The following is a 17,155-nucleotide window of genomic DNA, read 5'->3' as shown; positions in this document are numbered from 1 at the left end:
GCTTTGAGGCTGATTTTGAAATTCGACCTTATACTTCCTATAAACAACCTCATCGATTGAATCCCCGTTGCCTTTTCGCCTCAAAGATAAGTATTGCCGCTGAAACCGATACGTTCATCGAGTCGATTTCGCCTGCCATGGGAATAATAATGTTTTGATCGGAAGCATCCAACCATTCCTTGGTAAGTCCTGTAGACTCCGTTCCTACGATGATGGCAGAGGGGCCAGTGTAATCGACATCCACATACATTTTAGCGGCAGACAGTGCAGCACCGTATAGAGCGATTGACTGTTTTTTAAGAAATGAAATAATCTCCTTGGAGCTACCTATAGCCAGTTGGTTGGTAAAAACACAGCCCACACTTGAACGGATGATATTGGGATTATAAAGATCTGTTCTGGGATTGGCAATAATGACTGCATCGAGTCCGGCCGCATCGGCCGTTCGCAATAAGGCACCAATATTTCCAGGTTTTTCGGGAGCTTCCGCTACAAGGATCAACGGATTTTCTCCTAAGAAACCAAGGTCCTCCATCGAATGGGGCTTACTTTCCGCCAGGGCAATTACTCCTTCGGTTCCCTCTCGATAGGCCAATTTTTGATACACTTCCTTGGAAACCTCAATGATTTCGGGTTTGCCTTGGCATCCTCTTAAAAGTGAACGTACTTTGGTGTCCGCGATGACTTCGGCTAAAAATAAAACGGTTTCGATGCGATAGTTTCCTATGATCGCAAGCTGTAATTCCCGTAATCCTTCCAGTACAAATAGCCCTGTTTTTTTCCGTTCCCTTGATTTTTCTTGTAGCACCCCGATTTTTTTTATCAAGGTATTCTGCAAGCTGGTGATTTGCTTAATTTCGTCCATCGGCACAAATGTAAATAAAAGTCGATTGGACCGACTGATGTCGAAACAGTAAAATCCACTACAAATGCAAATGAAAAAAATCTTAATGCTCATGGTACTTGGAATCTTCGTGAGTTGTAAAGAGGCGCCCAAGGAAGTACCCCCCGCAGTCGTTAGTGGGAAACCCGATACAAAAGCTGCTAAAAATGCCTATCCGGAAGCGCTCGAAAGGGTTTTTGAGGCCCATGGTGGCCTGGAAAACTGGAAAAAGAAACGAACCTTGGTGTATGACCTTCCCAAACCTACCGGTATTGAAACCCATACGACCGATTTGTATTCGAGAAAAGATAGGATAACGATAGATGATGTGATGATGGGTTTTGATGGAAAGGATGTTTGGCTTTTGGATGGAAAAGAGGCCTACGGGGGAGATCCGATATTTTATCATAACCTCATGTTCTACTTCTATGCGATGCCCTTCGTCTTGGCAGATGATGGCATCAACTATGCGGAAACGGAACCCCTACAGTTCGAGGGAGTTTCCTATCCCGGCATACGCATAACCTACGATACCGGTGTGGGTACTTCGCCCAAAGACGAATACTATATCCACTACCATCCCCAGAATTATCAAATGACATGGCTCGGATATACGGTGACCTATCGTACCGGGGAAAAATCGGACAATGTAAAGTGGATCCGCTATAGCGATTGGATGGAGGTAGAAGATCTTGTATTGCCTAAAACACTTACATGGCATGCCTATGAGGGAAGGGATATCAAGGAGGCAAAAAACAGCTACACCTTTGAAGAAGTCTCGCTAAGCGAAGCCGCCCTGCCTGATTCGTTTTATGCCGTCCCGGAGAATGCCAAAGTTGTCACAAAATAAATCGAATCCCTTTTTTTTAATTAAATTGTAAGTTCAAATCGATAGGAACGTATGGAAGTATTGTTATTCGGAATCGCAAAGGATATCGTGGGAAAAACGGTGATACATCTCGATGAGGGAGGCGAAGTGCCCGCGTCGGTTTCCGAACTAAAGGAACAGTTAATTTCGTCTTATCCGGAGTTTGCAAAACTTTCTTCGTTGGCAATAGCGGTCAACAGCGAATATGCCACGGATAATGTATCTTTGGGGAAAGGGGATGAAATTGCGATTATTCCACCTGTAAGCGGAGGGTAATGGAGAAAACAATCGTTGAAATAGTCGATTACATTGAGCCGGATAAGGTGTATGCCGAACTGTCCCATTCGGAAAGTGGCGGTATTTGTGTTTTTGTTGGTACGGTACGGGAGTTTACCCAAGGAGAGGAAGTAGTTTCCTTGGAGTTTGAGGCCTATGAAAATATGGCCTTGAAAGAGATGAAAAAGATTGCAACGGAAGCCAAGGCAAAATGGAAGCTGAATACAGTGTTGCTTCGTCACGCGGTAGGCGCGAAGGAGATACAGGAGCCAGTAGTAGTGGTCGGCGCATCGGCCGCTCACCGGGATGCTTGTTTCAAGGCCTGTCGGTATTTAATCGATACCTTGAAAGAACGCGTTCCTATCTGGAAAAAAGAATTGTTCAAGAATAAATCGGTCTGGGTGTCGGCACATCCGTAGGTTCGGGATAGATATGATACCGAAGAGATACTGGCATAAGACTTAAAAGGCTCCAATAATTTTTCTTTTGTCTTGGCTACTGATTCTTGTTTCACATGTAGGATAGATAGTATTGGAAATGAAGAAGTGTAATCCGAGTTTAAATCAATGAACAAAGAATTGTCCCATATCGATAAGGCCGGAAAAGCCCATATGGTCGATGTTTCGGAGAAACCTATGACCATAAGAACCGCCTTGGCCTCCGGCAGGGTAGCATTTCCGGAAGCGGTGTTCGCCATCTTGTCCGAGCAGGATTTTCTCAGTGCGAAGGGAAGCATTATCCAGACTGCGGTTATCGCGGGAATCCAAGCCGTAAAAAAGACTTCCGAACTGATTCCACTCTGCCATCAATTGAACCTTTCAAAAGTACAGATAGATATACAGCCCGTCGACAACGCCTTGCAGATCAAATGTATGGTCAGATGCACCGAGCGTACCGGTGTGGAAATGGAGGCATTGACAGGTGTATCGGTAAGCGCACTGACCATTTACGATATGTGCAAGGCACTATCGCACGATATTCGGATTTTGGGAATTCAATTGGAAGAAAAAACAGGAGGAAAGAATGATTTCAGTCGCTAAGTTATATGGATTGGTACTCTCGGGCGGAAAAAGCACGAGAATGGGAACCGATAAGGGATTGATTCGCTATCACGGCATTCCTCAGCGGGAACATTTGTACCACTTGTTAGGGCAAGTTTGTGAAAAAACCTTTATCAGCCTTCGGGAAGAACAGGTCAAGGAACTGCCGAAGGATATGAAGTACATCGTAGATGAGGACGAATACCGTGGACCCTATAACGGACTCCTTTCGGCACATCATCAATTTCCGGAAGTGGCATGGTTGGTTTTGGCGTGCGACCTGCCCTTGATAGATGCGGATGCGCTGAAGCAATTAATTGCCGAACGTAATCCGAAGTCATTGGCGACGGCCTTTGCCCAAAGGAAAAATCCTTTACCCGAACCCTTATGTGCCATATGGGAACCGGAGGCCTTAAAAACATCGGTTGCCTATTTGGAAAGTGGCGTGGGTACCTGTCCGAGAAAATTCTTAATCAATAACGAGGTACAATTGGTGTATCCAAAGAATCCAAATGTTTTGCTCAATGCCAATTCCGAGGAAGATTATCGAGCTGCCTTGGCGAAATTGACCACGGCATGAATTCCAAGCGGTACGACCGACATATCATCTTGAAAGATTTTGGCCCCGAAGCACAACAGAAGCTATCGGAAGCCAAGGTTTTGGTCGTGGGAGCGGGAGGACTCGGCGTCCCCGCGCTTACCTATTTGAACTCAATGGGCGTGGGTACCTTGGGTATTGTCGATAATGATACCGTATCGCTATCGAATTTACATCGCCAGGTATTGTATAACGAATCGGATGTGGGAAGTTCAAAAGTGTGGAAGGCAATCGAAAAACTCAAAGCCCAAAACTCCGAAACCCTTTTCGAAGCCTATGATACCTTTTTAACCAAACAAAATGCCTTGGAAATCATCAAGGGTTTTGATTTGGTAGTCGATGCCACTGATAATTTTCCTACACGCTATTTGATTAACGATGTATGTGTACTTTTAAAAAAGCCTTTTGTCTATGGGGCGTTGCATGGCTTTGAAGGTCAAGTGAGTGTCTTTAATTACGAAGGAGGACCTACCTATCGCTGTTTGTTCCCAAACATGCCTAAAGCCGACGAAGTACCTAATTGCAATGAACACGGTGTGCTCGGGATTGTACCGGGAATCGTCGGCAACTTACAGGCGTTGGAGACGGTAAAGGCCATAACCGGGCTAGGGGAGCCCCTTTCAGGTGTGCTGCTCTTGTTTAATGGTTTGGCCAACAGTTTTCAGAAGATTCGGTTTTCTACAAATACAGAAAACTTAGGGATTACGGAATTGAGGGAGTCCTACGAATTTGAATGTACCATACCAGTGCAGTCTGTTCAAGCGGATAGTTTTGAACGATTATTGGAAAAACGGAAGCTACAAATCATTGATGTTCGAACACCCAAAGAATATCGGGAATTCCGGTTGAAGGATTCCATTAACATTCCGCTGGTGGATCTCGAGACCCGTAGAGAGGAGATCGATATGCAACGTCCCGTGTACTTCATTTGTCAATCCGGGATTCGAAGTCAAAAAGGCGTAATCCAAATACGTAAGTACGCGCCCAAAGCCAATTTGATCAATGTATCAGGCGGAATCAATCAACTATCGATGTATGCTGCTAAGTATTGAAAGCTTGGTGCTTTTATGCATCGGTTTTTTTGTAGTGGCTACGTTATATTCCTCCGTAGGTTTTGGTGGTGGTTCCAGTTATCTCGCGTTGTTATCCTTGACCCTTATCGGTTTTTTTGCCATCCGTTCGCTGGCCTTGGTCTGCAATCTCGTGGTGGTGTCCTCTAGCACTTATCTCTATTATAAACACGGGCATGCCAAATTAAAAGATTTTTTACCATTTGTATTGACAAGTATTCCCTTGGCTTTTATTGGAGCATCCTTTCGATTGAAAGAGGAGGTCTTTTTTGTTATTTTGGGCGTCTCCTTGATTGCTTCGGCAATGGCTTTGGCATGGCAGACCATCGCGACTTCGACAAGTCATGCAGAGCGGGTGAATAGTTACCCTAAATGGTTTAGTTATATTTTGGGCGCCGGCATCGGTTTTCTTTCCGGCTTGGTCGGTATCGGGGGCGGTATTTTCTTGGCCCCTGTGTTGAATCATTTACGCTGGGACCGATCTATTAAAATTGCCGCCCTGGCCAGCTTTTTTATTTTGGTCAACTCCCTTTCCGGGTTGGGCGGTCTCGTCATGGCAAAGACCCTCGAACTTCCTTGGGTAGAGACCATCGCTTTGATGGGAACCGTGTTCTTAGGCGGCCAACTCGGTATACGTATCAGTCTTAAAAAGTTCACCCCAAAGGGCATCAAACGGGTAACGGCCTTATTGGTCCTTATTGTTGGGATTAGGGTATTGTTGAAAAATGGGTTGGGGGTGATTTGAGTCTTACCCGACGACATACGAAACGGGGACGAACCTTTTCAAAAATGTAGATCAGCTCGTTTTCAATTTTTCCAATTCGGCAATCTTCTCTTCGGCGTTTTTATTTTCGGGATCGAGTGATAGGGATTTTTTATAGTTTTCAATAGCCAAGTCCGTTTCCCCCAGCTGCATACAGGCCTCGGCATAACTATCGTAGACATTGGAACTTTCCGGATAAAGCCGTGTATTGACCTTGAAGACATCTTGTGCCAACTTCATATTGTCTCCATACAGGAAACGATAACCAAGTCCGTTTAAATTTCCTTCCAGAATGGTCGGGTCGGTCGGGTCCGCTTTCACCAGGGCCTGATAAGCGACAAGGGCTTGCTCAAAATCACCTGCTACGAGCCACTCGATGGGTAACTTCTCATTTTGCTTCAATTGTGTAAAAGTAGTTTGTACTTTGCCGGTATTGGGATTACGAACAAGCATGTCCAACCCATTGGTCTCTGGGTTGGGTTTAAATTGTATAAGCCGATCGTTCTCCCGTCTTGCATAGGTGCTATCGGATACTTGAACCAATTCAGAGGCTTTTCCGCCTACCTCTTTTCCATAGAGGACCCCTTCTTTTTGGAATACTTCGACCAACCAGTTGCCATCAACGCGATATCGACCGGAAATAGTGGACAGGGCGACCGTGTCCATGGCTATTCTCCCATAAGTGGGAACATAATCTTCCCATTCGTACGTAAGGGCTACCGAACGGATAAGTTCGGATATAAACTCCGGATGGTTCGAGTTCGTTAAGACCACCACACCATAACCCTTGTTCTTATGCGCTACCAAATCACTGGAGAACCCTTCGTCCCAACCTCCGTGTCCAAAATAAACTGCGTCTTTTTTCTTATTGATGAAGATACCGAGTCCGATAAAATCCTCTACAAAAGGGGTAAGCATGTTGGTGCCCATGTTTTGGGAAAGTACTTTGGTACTGCTTCCTTTGAGGGTCTTCTGAAGGTCAACCGCAAATTTTGCGAGGTCCTCGGAGGTCGTCCATAAACCAGCGGCCGCCATTTCCGGGTAGGTATGTCTTTTGCCTTTGGTCATCGAGCCATCAGGTAGATAACCTGTTGCCGCTTTTTCCAATTGGGGACTCTCTAGAGGTTGATCGTAGGTACTATGATTCATACCCAACGGTTGCAGTACCAGCTCATCCATGAGGGATGGAAATGATTTGCCGGAGACATCGATCATCATCTGTTGCATAATTGTATATCCCCCTCCTGAGTAGCGAAAGCTCTCTTCTGGTACCTTGTCTACCAAAATTGCCCCTGAATTGGCGGGAGGAATCCCGTTCAGCACCTGTTCCAATGTCGGTACGGGTAGGTCCGGGCTATAGCCCAAGAAACCATGTACCGTTAGGCCACCCGTATGACTGAGTAGGTGCTTTAGGGCCACCTTTTTTTCTTTTGTGAATTCATTCTCGGGCAGTTTCCATGATTTCAAGAAAGTATTGATGTCCGAATCCAAGTCTAGTTGATCTTGCTCCACTAACTTCAAGGCCCCATAGGCAGCCACTGGTTTGCTAATCGATCCGGCCTGAAAAAGGGTCTCCTTGGTAACAGGTACCTTACTGACCTTATCGACCACTCCATACGTTTTTGTCCAATGGATTTCGCCATCATTTATTACGGCAATACTTACTCCCGGAACGCCGTAGTGGGCCATGCGTTCCTCCAAGGTCCACGTGTCATCTCCTTCAATGTAGACGGGAGGAACCAAGCTGGTTTCCACTTTTTTGATAGTCTCATCTACTACATCTGGCTTAGGCGCTTCCTTACAAGATTGAAGCAAAGCGATGGTGAGGAGAAGACAAAGAGTCCTTTTCATAATGATTGTTTTTTGATGATGAACCCACAAAAGCTATGTCGTAGTTCGTGGCTTGCTTAAAGCACCCTATTTTTGGTCCCCGAATACGCCAATTCCAATGGTAAGGTGCAATTTCCAAGCCCTATCGGTTCTAAATTTTCCATAATGGATCAAAAAAATTCCTTGCTTCTTTTTTGAATATTGGACGCAAGGAATTTTCTGGTATTGCTGTTATGTTAGAACGAACTTTGAAAATAGTCTACTCCCCCTCATACTTTCCTTCGTATCGTTTCCAAAGTTCGGTTTGATGGGTTTCGAGCGATACTTCCCTACCATCGATAAAAGCGTGTGTCAGTTGATTGCCACGCATGTCCAAGGCATTGCCTTCCGAAATAAATAGAGTAGCGCTTTTTCCCACGGCCAAGGTGCCATAGGCATCGTCAATTCCTAGAATTTTGGACGAGTTGCCCGTAATCAGCTGTAATGCTTTTTCCACGTCCATTCCCTGTCCGACTACTTGGCCTGCATAGAATGGCAGATTCCGTGTCTGGAAGTTGCTGGCATCCCCATTTTGTATGGCTACCAAGAGTCCGGCATCTGTCAAGAGTTTTGGAAGTTTGTAGGGGAGGTCATAGTCCTCGTTGTCAAAAACGGGGAGGTTGTGGGTAAACTGTACCAAAACCGGGATATTATTTTCCTTTAGGAAATCGGTGGTCTTGTAGGCGTGATAACCCCCAACCAGTACGATATGCTGTACCCCGGAATTTTTAGCAATGGTAATCCCATCGATAATTTCCCGTTCGCCATCGGCATACACATATAATTTCTGGGTACCGCCGAAGACGCCTTGCATCGCGGCAAAAGGGGGATTTATTTCCTTGGCAGCGCCTTTACCGTAGGCGGCCGCTTGCCTCATAAAGGTTTCTACTTCCGTAAGCTGTTCCTTATACTTGTCATTGGGTCGATAACCCCGTTCCTCGCCCATCCACCAACGGCCTCGCCGAAAGGTACTGGGCCATCGCAGATGAATGCCGTCATCGACTTTTACAGCGGCATCTTCCCAATTCCAGGCATCGAACTGCACAATGGACGAAGTGCCCGAAATACGGCCCCCTTGCGGGGTCACCTGCCCCAGTAAAACACCGTTGGGCCGCATACTCTCCACCACTTTTGACTCGGCGTTGTACGCTATCAAACTTCGAACATGTGGAATGATTTCCCCAAGTTCATCCTGGTCATTGCTGGCACGTACTGCATTTACTTCAATCAATCCCAACGATTTACAGGGAGCGATAAAGCCCGGATAGACATGTTTTCCCGAAGCATCGATTACGGTTCCCTTAACATCGGCCTCGGCACCCAAAGCGGTTATCCTTCCATCTTCGAAAACCAAGGTGGCGTTCTCAACAACGGTACCATCCCCGATATGCGCGGTTACTCCCTTAATGCTAATAGCCCCATTTTGTTGGGGTGCCGGTGTTTGCTGGGCACTACCGGGAAGTATGATTCCGATGGCAAGGACTATCGTAAAAATTGACTTCTTCATTTTATATGTTTAAAGACTCTTATTTAGGTTTGAACTTGAAAGTACTAATGGTAAACGAAGTGGTTATAGCGATTCGCAGTGCATCCGTTCCTTCTTTTTCATTTTAGGACCCTGCATCTTGCCTCCGTTGACTTTTTCCTTCAGCATCATATTGATCAATTTGTTGCGTTCCTGTTTGACCGACTCCCTCATTTGCCGGTCTTTTTCCAAATCGAAGTAGGTGGCACCCTCGATCATCGTTTTTTCCGCTTTGGCCGATACCGATAAGGGATGGTCGCTCCACAACACCAAATCGGCGTCCTTTCCTTCTTTGATACTTCCGGTTCTATCGTCTAAATGAAGGAGTTTTGCGGGGTTGATAGTCACCATTTTCCAGGCCTCCTCTTCGCTCATACCCCCATACTTAATCGTCTTTGCGGCTTCTTGGTTTAATCTACGGATCATTTCCGCATCGTCACTATTGATCGCCGTGACGACCCCTTGGCGTTGCATGATGGCCGCGTTGTAGGGAATGGCATCCCTCACTTCATACTTGTAGGCCCACCAATCGCTGAACGTGCCTGCGCCGACTCCATGTTCCGCCATTTTGTCGGCCACTTTGTAGCCTTCCAGGATGTGGGTAAAGGTATTGACCCGGAAACCAAATTTCTCCGCTACCTTCATCATCATATTGATTTCGCTCTGTACATAGGAGTGACAGCTGATAAAACGTTCCCCGTTCAGTATCTCGACCAGGGTCTCCATTTCCTCATCGTATCGATAGGGCTGGCCACTTTTTTTTCTGGTTTCGTACTCCTTGGCGCGTTGAAAGTAGTTCATGAACACCTGCTCGACTCCCATCCTGGTTTGCGGAAAACGGCTGAAACTGTTCCAATTGCTCTGTTTTACGTTTTCACCAAGGGCGAATTTGATAAACTTGGGCGAATTATCATAGATCATATTTTCGGCACTTTCTCCCCATTTCAATTTCATGATGGCCGATTGTCCTCCAATAGGATTGGCGGAACCATGTAGTAATTGTAATGAGGTGACACCCCCTGCCAAGGCGTGGTAAATACCTTTGTCCTCATTATCGACCACTTCCTCCATTCTAACCTCGGCGGAGGAGTTCTGCCCTGCCTCGTTGATGGCCAAAGCAGCAATGTGACTGTGTTCGTCTATAATACCCGCGGTCAAATGTTTTCCGGCAGCATCGATTACTTTCGCGCCGCCGGCATTCAAATCCTTACCTATTTTGGCGATTTTCCCGTTTTTCACCAATACATCGGTGTTTTCCAAAACCCCTGCCGCCTCACTGGTCCATACCGTTGCATTTTTAAACAATGTATTTTCCGCTTTTGGAATGGCATCATAGCCATAGGCAATATTCGGAAATCTAACGGGGACCAATTCCGGTTCGTCTTCCTTTTTTTCCTCTTTTTCCTTTTCTTCAAAAGGAGCAGTCTTGTTGGCGGTGAAGGACCCTTCGTTACCGTTGGGAAGAGCCGCTTTCCCCTCGATGTTATCGGATGTATCCATTACCAGGGCGGTAAGGCGGTAGTTGTTCTCGTCCTTATCGGCAAATGAAAGTTCGATCCAATTGTTTTGATAACTGAACTTGGACTTCAGTTTCACCGTATCCTGTTTTACTTCTGCCTTGGGCTTCCCCGATTCACCGGTCACCGAGAGTGCAAAAGTCTTTCCGCCCGCAGTCAGATTGTACGCTCCCCGGATATCTTTTAACGACATGTCGTTGATGACATTCTTATGCCCCCGCACCCAATTTTCATAAAGCGTGGTGTTTTCATCGAACAAATCGCCAGAGGTAACTAGAAAGTTGGCATAGCTTCCGTTTTGCAGCGATCCGATTTCAGATGATTTTCCTAAGATTCCGGCCGGGACTGTCGTCAATGCCTCCAAGGCCTTGGTCTTCGGCAGGCCATATGTTACGGCCTTCATCAATTTTTTCTTGAAGTCTGCCGTTGACTTTAGACCATGTGTGGTAAACGAAAAGGGCACTCCGTTTTCAGCCAGTATCTTAGGATTCGCCGGTGCTTGGTTCCAGTGTCGCATATCCGCCAGGGAAACATAGTTTGCTTCATAAGGATTTTCAACATCGTAGGCATCCGGGAAATCCAAGGGAAGAATCAATGTCGCGTTGGTCGCTTTGATGTCGGCGATTCGCTCGTATTCATCCCCACCACCCACAATGATATATTGGATGCCGAATTTGTCTCCGATGCCGTCTGCACGGATGATATTTCCCTTATCGCCTCCCTCAAAGATTTGAGGTAACGATTTATTTTCGTTCAAGGCTTCCAGGGAACGGTCCTTGGTATCAACATTCCCCTTGGCATACCAATCGGCGTCATAGTACATTTGCCGCAAAAGGGCCATGGCTCCCATCAACGAAGTAGGATAGGATTGTCTTTTAGCGACGCTTTTTTTGAACGAGAAGTGCTGGGCGGAGCGATCATCCAGTATGCGTTCGGAGTCGTCGCCTTCCCCGTTCAAGGCGATGAGCACACCCGTTCCGCGGGCAATACCATCCTGTATATGGGAGTTTACAACGCCGAAGCCCGCACCGCGTAATTCCTTTGCTTTTTTATCATCGTATTTAAACTTTTCGACCGCTGCGTTTTCGGGCATTATATGGTCGTTCCAGTAGAACCCCTCCCTGGAAGCATCGTATTCCGCCGACCGCCCGTTGGCGGGCGCGCGTTTGGGTTTTTCCACACCAAAGCCGGAGTAGATATCGATAAAGGAAGGGTAAATCGATTTACCGGCCACATCTATCACTACCGTATTTTTTGGTAAGGTCACCGATTTTCCGGCTTGTACCACTTTTCCATGTTGAATCAACAGGGTGCCATCATCGACTACCTGTGTTGGGGTCACATAAATCTTGGCATTCGTGAAGGCTGTGTAGTTATTGTTTTTTGATTTTACACCGTCGTTTTTTGGAAAGTACTCTTGTGCGAATAACGATGCACTGCACCAAAGGAGTGCAAGCGCGAGCAGTCTCATTTTCATCTAGTAACGTATCAGTTAATTAGTCTCTCTAAAAATAGGGGAACTCCTTGGATTTTTAGTGGTGTTTGGATTTTTTTAACGTTTTGGGGTAGGTGATCCCGGCTTTTGGACTTGCGTTTCTGTTGGCCGTTCGAATACGAATTTTAGAGGGGATACTTTTCATGATACCCTACCAATAGACTCACCACACGGCCATAGCTTGCGATCCCGTCTTGTTGGTTGTTGACTTTAAGGAAGGTGTTGAATATCGATTCGAAAATGGGTTCGAACGGGTTCTCGTATCGCTCGTAGAAGTCCCTCAGTTCTTGGTAGTTTTTTTTGGTGCCCTCGTTCACTTGGGCGTACCATTTGTCAAATTCCACGACGTCCGTTCGGGCAATGGCACTTAGACAATGGCTCAAGGCATAGGCATAGGCAGCGTACTGAAAATAAATATCCTCATTGTTCATGGTGACCAGATATCCGATAAAATTGGTCTCATTCTCGGCCGAATAGCCTACTTGGTGCGCTACCTCATGTCCGCTGATCACCGGAAATCGGAACACCGGGGTCAGTGCGTTTACTTGGGCCTCATTCGTAAATGGATTGAGATAACCGCCGATACCAAGATAACTTGATAGGGTGCTGTACATCGATTTTTTGATGCTAGGTCTTTGATACTGGAGAAAGGGTATACGTTTTTCGATGGTCCCGTAGCCATGAATCGTCTTATCGAAAATCTCCTTCCTAGAATAGGGTATTGCTACCATAGCGGTACTATCGCCTGTAATCCGGAACTGGATTTCGTTGGTCTTGGTAATCAGTTGCTGGGTAAGATTAAGCAGCTCGGGTCGGGTGATGCTATCGCGAATGCCTAAATTATCGGCAATTGGCTGGCGATAGTAATTGAGTCCCCAAAGCAAATGAAAGGTAAAATAGAAAACCGATACTGCCAGTAAACCATTTCTGATAAATCGTAACGGACTTGCCCTTATCTGCTTTCTTTTTTTTACGAGGTACCATATCCCCACAAGGATCAAAGCTGTATAGATCAGTTCTCCCACTGAAAACGGTACCCAGCCAAAAACCCAACGAAAAAACTTGCTGATAACGGGGTAAAGCCCTTTGCTGTAGTATTCCTCAACCCATTCTGGCCGGGTTCCCAACCATTTTACCACAAGAAACTGAGGTAGTAGGCTTAGGGCAATGCCATTTCGAAGTTTGTCCTTCATTCTTTACTGAGGTTGTCAATCTATCGTCCGATTGGGCACGGTCAATGCAATGGGATAAGAAAAATCATCCTTCTAAAGGGGACCACACTCGATCGGACATGCTTTCAAAAATAACCAAATATCCTGCATACTAATTTTTGACTCCGTATTTTTGAAAAAATACAAGATACCGATGAGCGAAACGATACGAACATTAGAGCCAAAAGCGGTTTGGAATAAATTTACGGATTTGAATGCCGTACCCAGACCTTCTAAAAAGGAGGGTCGTGTCATCCAGTTTATGCTCGATTTTGGACAATCGCTCGGTCTGGAAACCTTTAGGGACACAGTGGGCAATGTAATCATTCGTAAACCTGCTACCAAGGGCATGGAAGACCGAAAGACGCTCACATTACAATCGCATTTGGATATGGTGCATCAGAAAAATAACGACACCGATTTTGATTTCGAAACAATGGGTATCGACATGTTCATCGACGGCGATTGGGTGAAGGCAAAAGGAACTACTTTGGGAGCCGATAACGGATTGGGGGTCGCTACCATAATGGCCTTATTGGAAAGTACCGACATCGACCACCCCGCTTTAGAGGCCCTTTTTACGATAGACGAGGAAACGGGGATGACCGGAGCCATGGGACTCGAGGGAGGTATTCTTCAAGGAAGCATCTTGCTGAACCTCGACACGGAGGAAGACGACGAACTTGATATCGGCTGTGCCGGGGGTATTGACGTAACTGCTTCCGGCAATTATTCGGAGGAGCGGGTGGCCGATAATTATATAGGGTACCGTATAGAAGTGAAGGGACTCTCCGGTGGCCATAGCGGTATTGAGATTCACAAAGGCTTGGGCAACGCCAATAAGATTATGAATCGGCTACTTTACAAGAGTAACGCGAACCATGGCCTGCGAATCGCATTGTTGGATGGCGGTGGGCTTCGAAATGCCATTCCCCGGGAAAGTCACGCCCAAGTGGTCATCCCAAAAGTTAACAAAGATCGTTTTGAGAAAGATATACGGAATTGGGCGACCGTGTTTCAGAAAGAATTTAAAGAATTAGATCCACACCTTACCATTGAAATCGCCGCTATCGAAATACCCTCAAAAGTAATGGTTGGTTCGGACCAGGAAAAGCTCCTGCAAGCGCTTCATTCCGCGCACAACGGCGTGTATGCCCTGAGTCCGGACATTCCAGACCTTGTGGAGACCTCGAACAATATTGCACGGGTCGAAGTAAATGATGGCAATATTAAGATTGGCTGTTTGACACGTTCTTCGGTAGAATCGGGAAAAATGGAACTGGCCAACACCCTAAAAGCTACCTTCGAAGAGGCCGGTTGGTCGGTTACCTTAAGCGGGGACTATCCCGGTTGGAAACCGAATCCCGACTCGGAAATCTTAAAGGTTTTGGAGCAAAAGTATCAAGAGCTTTTTCAGGAAAAACCGAAAGTAGTCGCCTGTCACGCAGGATTGGAATGCGGCATTCTAGGACGAAATTATCCCCATATGGATATGATTAGTTTTGGGCCGACCATTTTAGGTGCCCATTCGCCAGATGAAAGGGTACAGATTTCCTCGGTGAAAAAGTTTTGGAAATTCGTCCTGGGGATTTTGAAGGATGCGCCTAAAAAATGACTTATGTACAAATTACTAGGGCTTCTTTTAACAACCTTTCTTTTTGCATGCAGCACCGAAAGGCCGTCAAAAAACAGATTTGAAAGTACCGATCGCACCAGCTTTGTTTTTGAACTGGGCGAGGAGTCGCTTTCACAAACCCTGATTCGGGATAGTATCGTCTACTGTTCCGGGTGCTCTATGGCACTGAGCAGGGTTGATGGAAAAGCTGCCTTGGAAATTCGCACCGACCAAGAGTTTTCAGATGGATTTATCGACCTGGATAAGCTGTTCGACCATTCCATTGATTTTCGCCAAGCGAACTACGCCGAATTGGAGATTTACGTACCCAAGGAAAGTTGGATTACTGCTTTGAAATTCAATTATAAGGATGATGCCGGAAACTTTGGCGGATGCCATGAGATCACCAATAATTTTTATGGACACTACGATGCATGGATAACCGTGAGGGTAGATTTGAAGAAAGCACTGGTCGATTGCAAGAATTGGGTGGGCGAGGAAAGTCCTATTCCTAACACATCGGTGTTGTCCTTGAACCCTTACAATGCGCACCAAGCCGACAGTTCAACGATTTACGTGCATGCGATTAAGGTGGGGAGGGAGTTTTCGCCTGAATCTTATATAAAAGCACTCGCTGCCAAACCTGACACAATTTCAAATCCTTTTGTAATGGATTTTGAAGATGGCCCATATTTCCAAAAAGTATTGGCGTACCGTGGTTTCGAGTCCTCAGGCCAAGCGCTGGCCAAGGGTAAATTCGGAAACGGTTCCATGGCGGTTCGTATTAAAAACAGCAATGACGTGCGGCGAAAGTTTACCTGTTTTCTACCCATGTTCGAAAAAATCACCGGGAGTCCCGTAGACTTCACCAGCGTAAAAAAGATTTATTTCGACTATTATCTCACTGAAGAGAGTGATGATTTTGACGATGCGACCCTTTTTCTGACCGGTAAGCACTGGAATCGGATCCTGAAAGACGCTAGTGCCCTGAAGGATTTTAAAAAAGGCTCTTGGGAAAAAGCCACTATTTATATCGACAGTTTGGATTTGCAACTGGTGAAGGGTTCTATCGACCCCTTGAATGAAATCTATGAACTTCGACTTGATCTCAATTACCTTCCCGGAAAGAAGAATATTGAAATGTGGATCGATAATTTCGGATGGGAGTAGCGCAAAAGCTTTACATGGGCTCAAAAATAGAAACGGCCTTTATCCTGCAAAGGCCGTTTTTATTTCGGTACCAAGTATCGATGGGTTAGCTATAGCCACTTTAGCGATTATTCCGCAATGCCGGTAATCTCGATATCGAATACCAAATTCGAACCTCCGGGAATGGGGCCGTAGTTTTGATTTCCATATCCTAGATGCGGGGGAATAAACAAGCGCACTTTGTCACCCACTTTCATAGTCATGAGCCCTTCCTTAAAGCCAGCGATCAGCTGTGCATCGGGACTATAGGCCATGGGAGTCGGTTCGTAACCACCTTGGTCCTGTCTTCTATGGTCGTACTGTTCGTATTTTCTCGCGACCTCTTCGTAATTGCTATCGAAGAGGGTGCCATTGCTCAGATAACCGGCATATTTAACGAGGACTTTTTGTCCGACTGCGGGTTTTTCACCTTCACCTTCTTGTAGTGTAAGCATTTTCAGCCCGGAAGGTAGGGCAGTCGCCTTGGACTCATCGGTGCTAAAACCGGCAGCTACCTCGGCTTTCATTTTGTTCATGGCCGCAACCGCGGCTTCCTCCTCGGCAAAATAATCCGTCATCACCTGAACGGCATCGAATTTTTTGGCATCCTTTCCGTTTCGAATGATTTCGACGGTTTTCATGGTCACCGGCGAAACAGGTTTATCACGTTCCCCGGTCTGCACATTGGCGATAGAGTCGACTACCTCCATGCCATGTACTACCTCCCCGAAAACGGTATGTTTTCCATTAAGAAAAGGCGTCTCCTTATGGGTGATAAAAAATTGGCTTCCATTGGTTTTTGGTCCGGCATTCGCCATCGAAAGGATTCCGGCCTTGTAGTGTGTGAGCGAATCATTGAATTCGTCCTTGAACTTATATCCAGGATTTCCACTGCCCGTTCCGGTAGGGTCTCCTCCCTGAATCATGAAATCCTTGATGACCCGGTGAAAAGTAACCCCATCATAGTATTTTTTCTGCTTGAATTCATCGCTTACAAAAGGACTGGTACCCTCGGCCAAGGATACAAAGTTCGCTACGGTTACCGGCGTTTTGTCATATTCAAGCTTTACGACGACGTCACCCATGTTCGTTTGGATATCTGCAAAAAGGCCATCCCCCAAGTCGGCATATTTGCTCGATTTGCAACTCAATAATGCGAACGCGATTATTGGAAATAATAGGTATGCTTTTTTCATGTGTACTATTTTAATTTAGATTTATTTTTGAAATTTCTGTT

The 17,155-nt window shown here is 46.0% G+C and carries 15 protein-coding genes; 9 read left to right on the top strand and 6 right to left on the bottom strand.

The annotated features are described in order from the left end of the window. Window positions 1-49: 49 nt before the first annotated feature. Entirely contained in the window at window positions 50-865 is an 816-nt protein-coding gene (locus FK220_RS17620) for a TrmH family RNA methyltransferase (protein ID WP_152575676.1), read from the bottom strand. A gap of 70 nt (window positions 866-935) precedes the next feature. Here FK220_RS17620 and FK220_RS17615 point away from each other — a divergent pair, with 70 nt between their 5' ends. The 7 genes from FK220_RS17615 to FK220_RS17585 all read left to right on the top strand — a co-directional run bounded on the left by FK220_RS17615 (window position 936) and on the right by FK220_RS17585 (window position 5,480). Beyond that, complete coding sequence (locus tag FK220_RS17615; protein ID WP_152575735.1) at window positions 936-1,733, top strand: DUF6503 family protein; 798 nt, start codon at window positions 936-938, stop codon at window positions 1,731-1,733. A gap of 51 nt (window positions 1,734-1,784) precedes the next feature. Beyond that, window positions 1,785-2,027: a MoaD/ThiS family protein gene (locus FK220_RS17610; RefSeq protein ID WP_152575675.1), complete on the top strand. Its 243-nt coding sequence runs from the start codon at window positions 1,785-1,787 to the stop codon at window positions 2,025-2,027. Continuing rightward, window positions 2,027-2,446, top strand: a complete 420-nt coding sequence (locus FK220_RS17605; RefSeq protein ID WP_152575674.1) for a molybdenum cofactor biosynthesis protein MoaE — start codon at window positions 2,027-2,029, stop codon at window positions 2,444-2,446. The genes FK220_RS17610 and FK220_RS17605 overlap by 1 nt, the downstream gene beginning before the upstream one ends. Before the next feature lie 147 nt (window positions 2,447-2,593). Further along, on the top strand, window positions 2,594-3,067 hold the full coding sequence (gene moaC, locus FK220_RS17600) for a cyclic pyranopterin monophosphate synthase MoaC (protein ID WP_152575673.1): 474 nt from the start codon (window positions 2,594-2,596) through the stop codon (window positions 3,065-3,067). After that, window positions 3,051-3,647, top strand: coding sequence for an NTP transferase domain-containing protein (locus FK220_RS17595; protein ID WP_152575672.1), 597 nt, complete (start codon window positions 3,051-3,053; stop codon window positions 3,645-3,647). The genes moaC and FK220_RS17595 overlap by 17 nt, the downstream gene beginning before the upstream one ends. Further along, window positions 3,644-4,717 (top strand): HesA/MoeB/ThiF family protein, encoded by a 1,074-nt coding sequence (locus tag FK220_RS17590; RefSeq protein ID WP_152575671.1) that lies wholly within the window; start codon window positions 3,644-3,646, stop codon window positions 4,715-4,717. The genes FK220_RS17595 and FK220_RS17590 overlap by 4 nt, the downstream gene beginning before the upstream one ends. Then, complete coding sequence (locus tag FK220_RS17585; RefSeq protein ID WP_152575670.1) at window positions 4,701-5,480, top strand: sulfite exporter TauE/SafE family protein; 780 nt, start codon at window positions 4,701-4,703, stop codon at window positions 5,478-5,480. The genes FK220_RS17590 and FK220_RS17585 overlap by 17 nt, the downstream gene beginning before the upstream one ends. A 51-nt stretch (window positions 5,481-5,531) precedes the next feature. Here FK220_RS17585 and FK220_RS17580 read toward each other — a convergent pair whose 3' ends face one another. From FK220_RS17580 to FK220_RS17565, 4 genes are all read right to left on the bottom strand, one after another. Beyond that, on the bottom strand, window positions 5,532-7,349 hold the full coding sequence (locus tag FK220_RS17580; RefSeq protein ID WP_152575669.1) for a serine hydrolase: 1,818 nt from the start codon (window positions 7,347-7,349) through the stop codon (window positions 5,532-5,534). A gap of 238 nt (window positions 7,350-7,587) precedes the next feature. Next, window positions 7,588-8,874 (bottom strand): amidohydrolase family protein, encoded by a 1,287-nt coding sequence (locus FK220_RS17575; protein WP_152575668.1) that lies wholly within the window; start codon window positions 8,872-8,874, stop codon window positions 7,588-7,590. A 63-nt stretch (window positions 8,875-8,937) separates the two neighbouring features. Continuing rightward, a complete protein-coding gene (locus FK220_RS17570) occupies window positions 8,938-11,886 on the bottom strand; it encodes an amidohydrolase family protein (RefSeq protein ID WP_152575667.1) in 2,949 nt (982 codons plus the stop codon). A 143-nt stretch (window positions 11,887-12,029) separates the two neighbouring features. Continuing rightward, window positions 12,030-13,097 (bottom strand): DUF3810 domain-containing protein, encoded by a 1,068-nt coding sequence (locus tag FK220_RS17565; protein ID WP_152575666.1) that lies wholly within the window; start codon window positions 13,095-13,097, stop codon window positions 12,030-12,032. 172 nt (window positions 13,098-13,269) lie between these two features. Between FK220_RS17565 and FK220_RS17560 the strand changes: the two genes are divergently transcribed. Both FK220_RS17560 and FK220_RS17555 read left to right on the top strand, forming a co-directional pair. Continuing rightward, complete coding sequence (locus FK220_RS17560) at window positions 13,270-14,730, top strand: aminoacyl-histidine dipeptidase (RefSeq protein WP_152575665.1); 1,461 nt, start codon at window positions 13,270-13,272, stop codon at window positions 14,728-14,730. Window positions 14,731-14,733: 3 nt separating this feature from the next. Beyond that, window positions 14,734-15,900 (top strand): hypothetical protein, encoded by a 1,167-nt coding sequence (locus FK220_RS17555; RefSeq protein ID WP_152575664.1) that lies wholly within the window; start codon window positions 14,734-14,736, stop codon window positions 15,898-15,900. 107 nt (window positions 15,901-16,007) lie between these two features. On the opposite strand, the gene FK220_RS17550 is transcribed toward FK220_RS17555, so the two are convergent. Continuing rightward, window positions 16,008-17,114 (bottom strand): peptidylprolyl isomerase, encoded by a 1,107-nt coding sequence (locus FK220_RS17550; protein ID WP_152575663.1) that lies wholly within the window; start codon window positions 17,112-17,114, stop codon window positions 16,008-16,010. Window positions 17,115-17,155 lie beyond the last annotated feature (41 nt).

The sequence above is a fragment of the Pelagihabitans pacificus genome (assembly GCF_009371985.2).
Taxonomy (GTDB): domain Bacteria; phylum Bacteroidota; class Bacteroidia; order Flavobacteriales; family Flavobacteriaceae; genus Pelagihabitans; species Pelagihabitans pacificus.
This window is presented reverse-complemented; position numbering and strand designations above follow the sequence as displayed.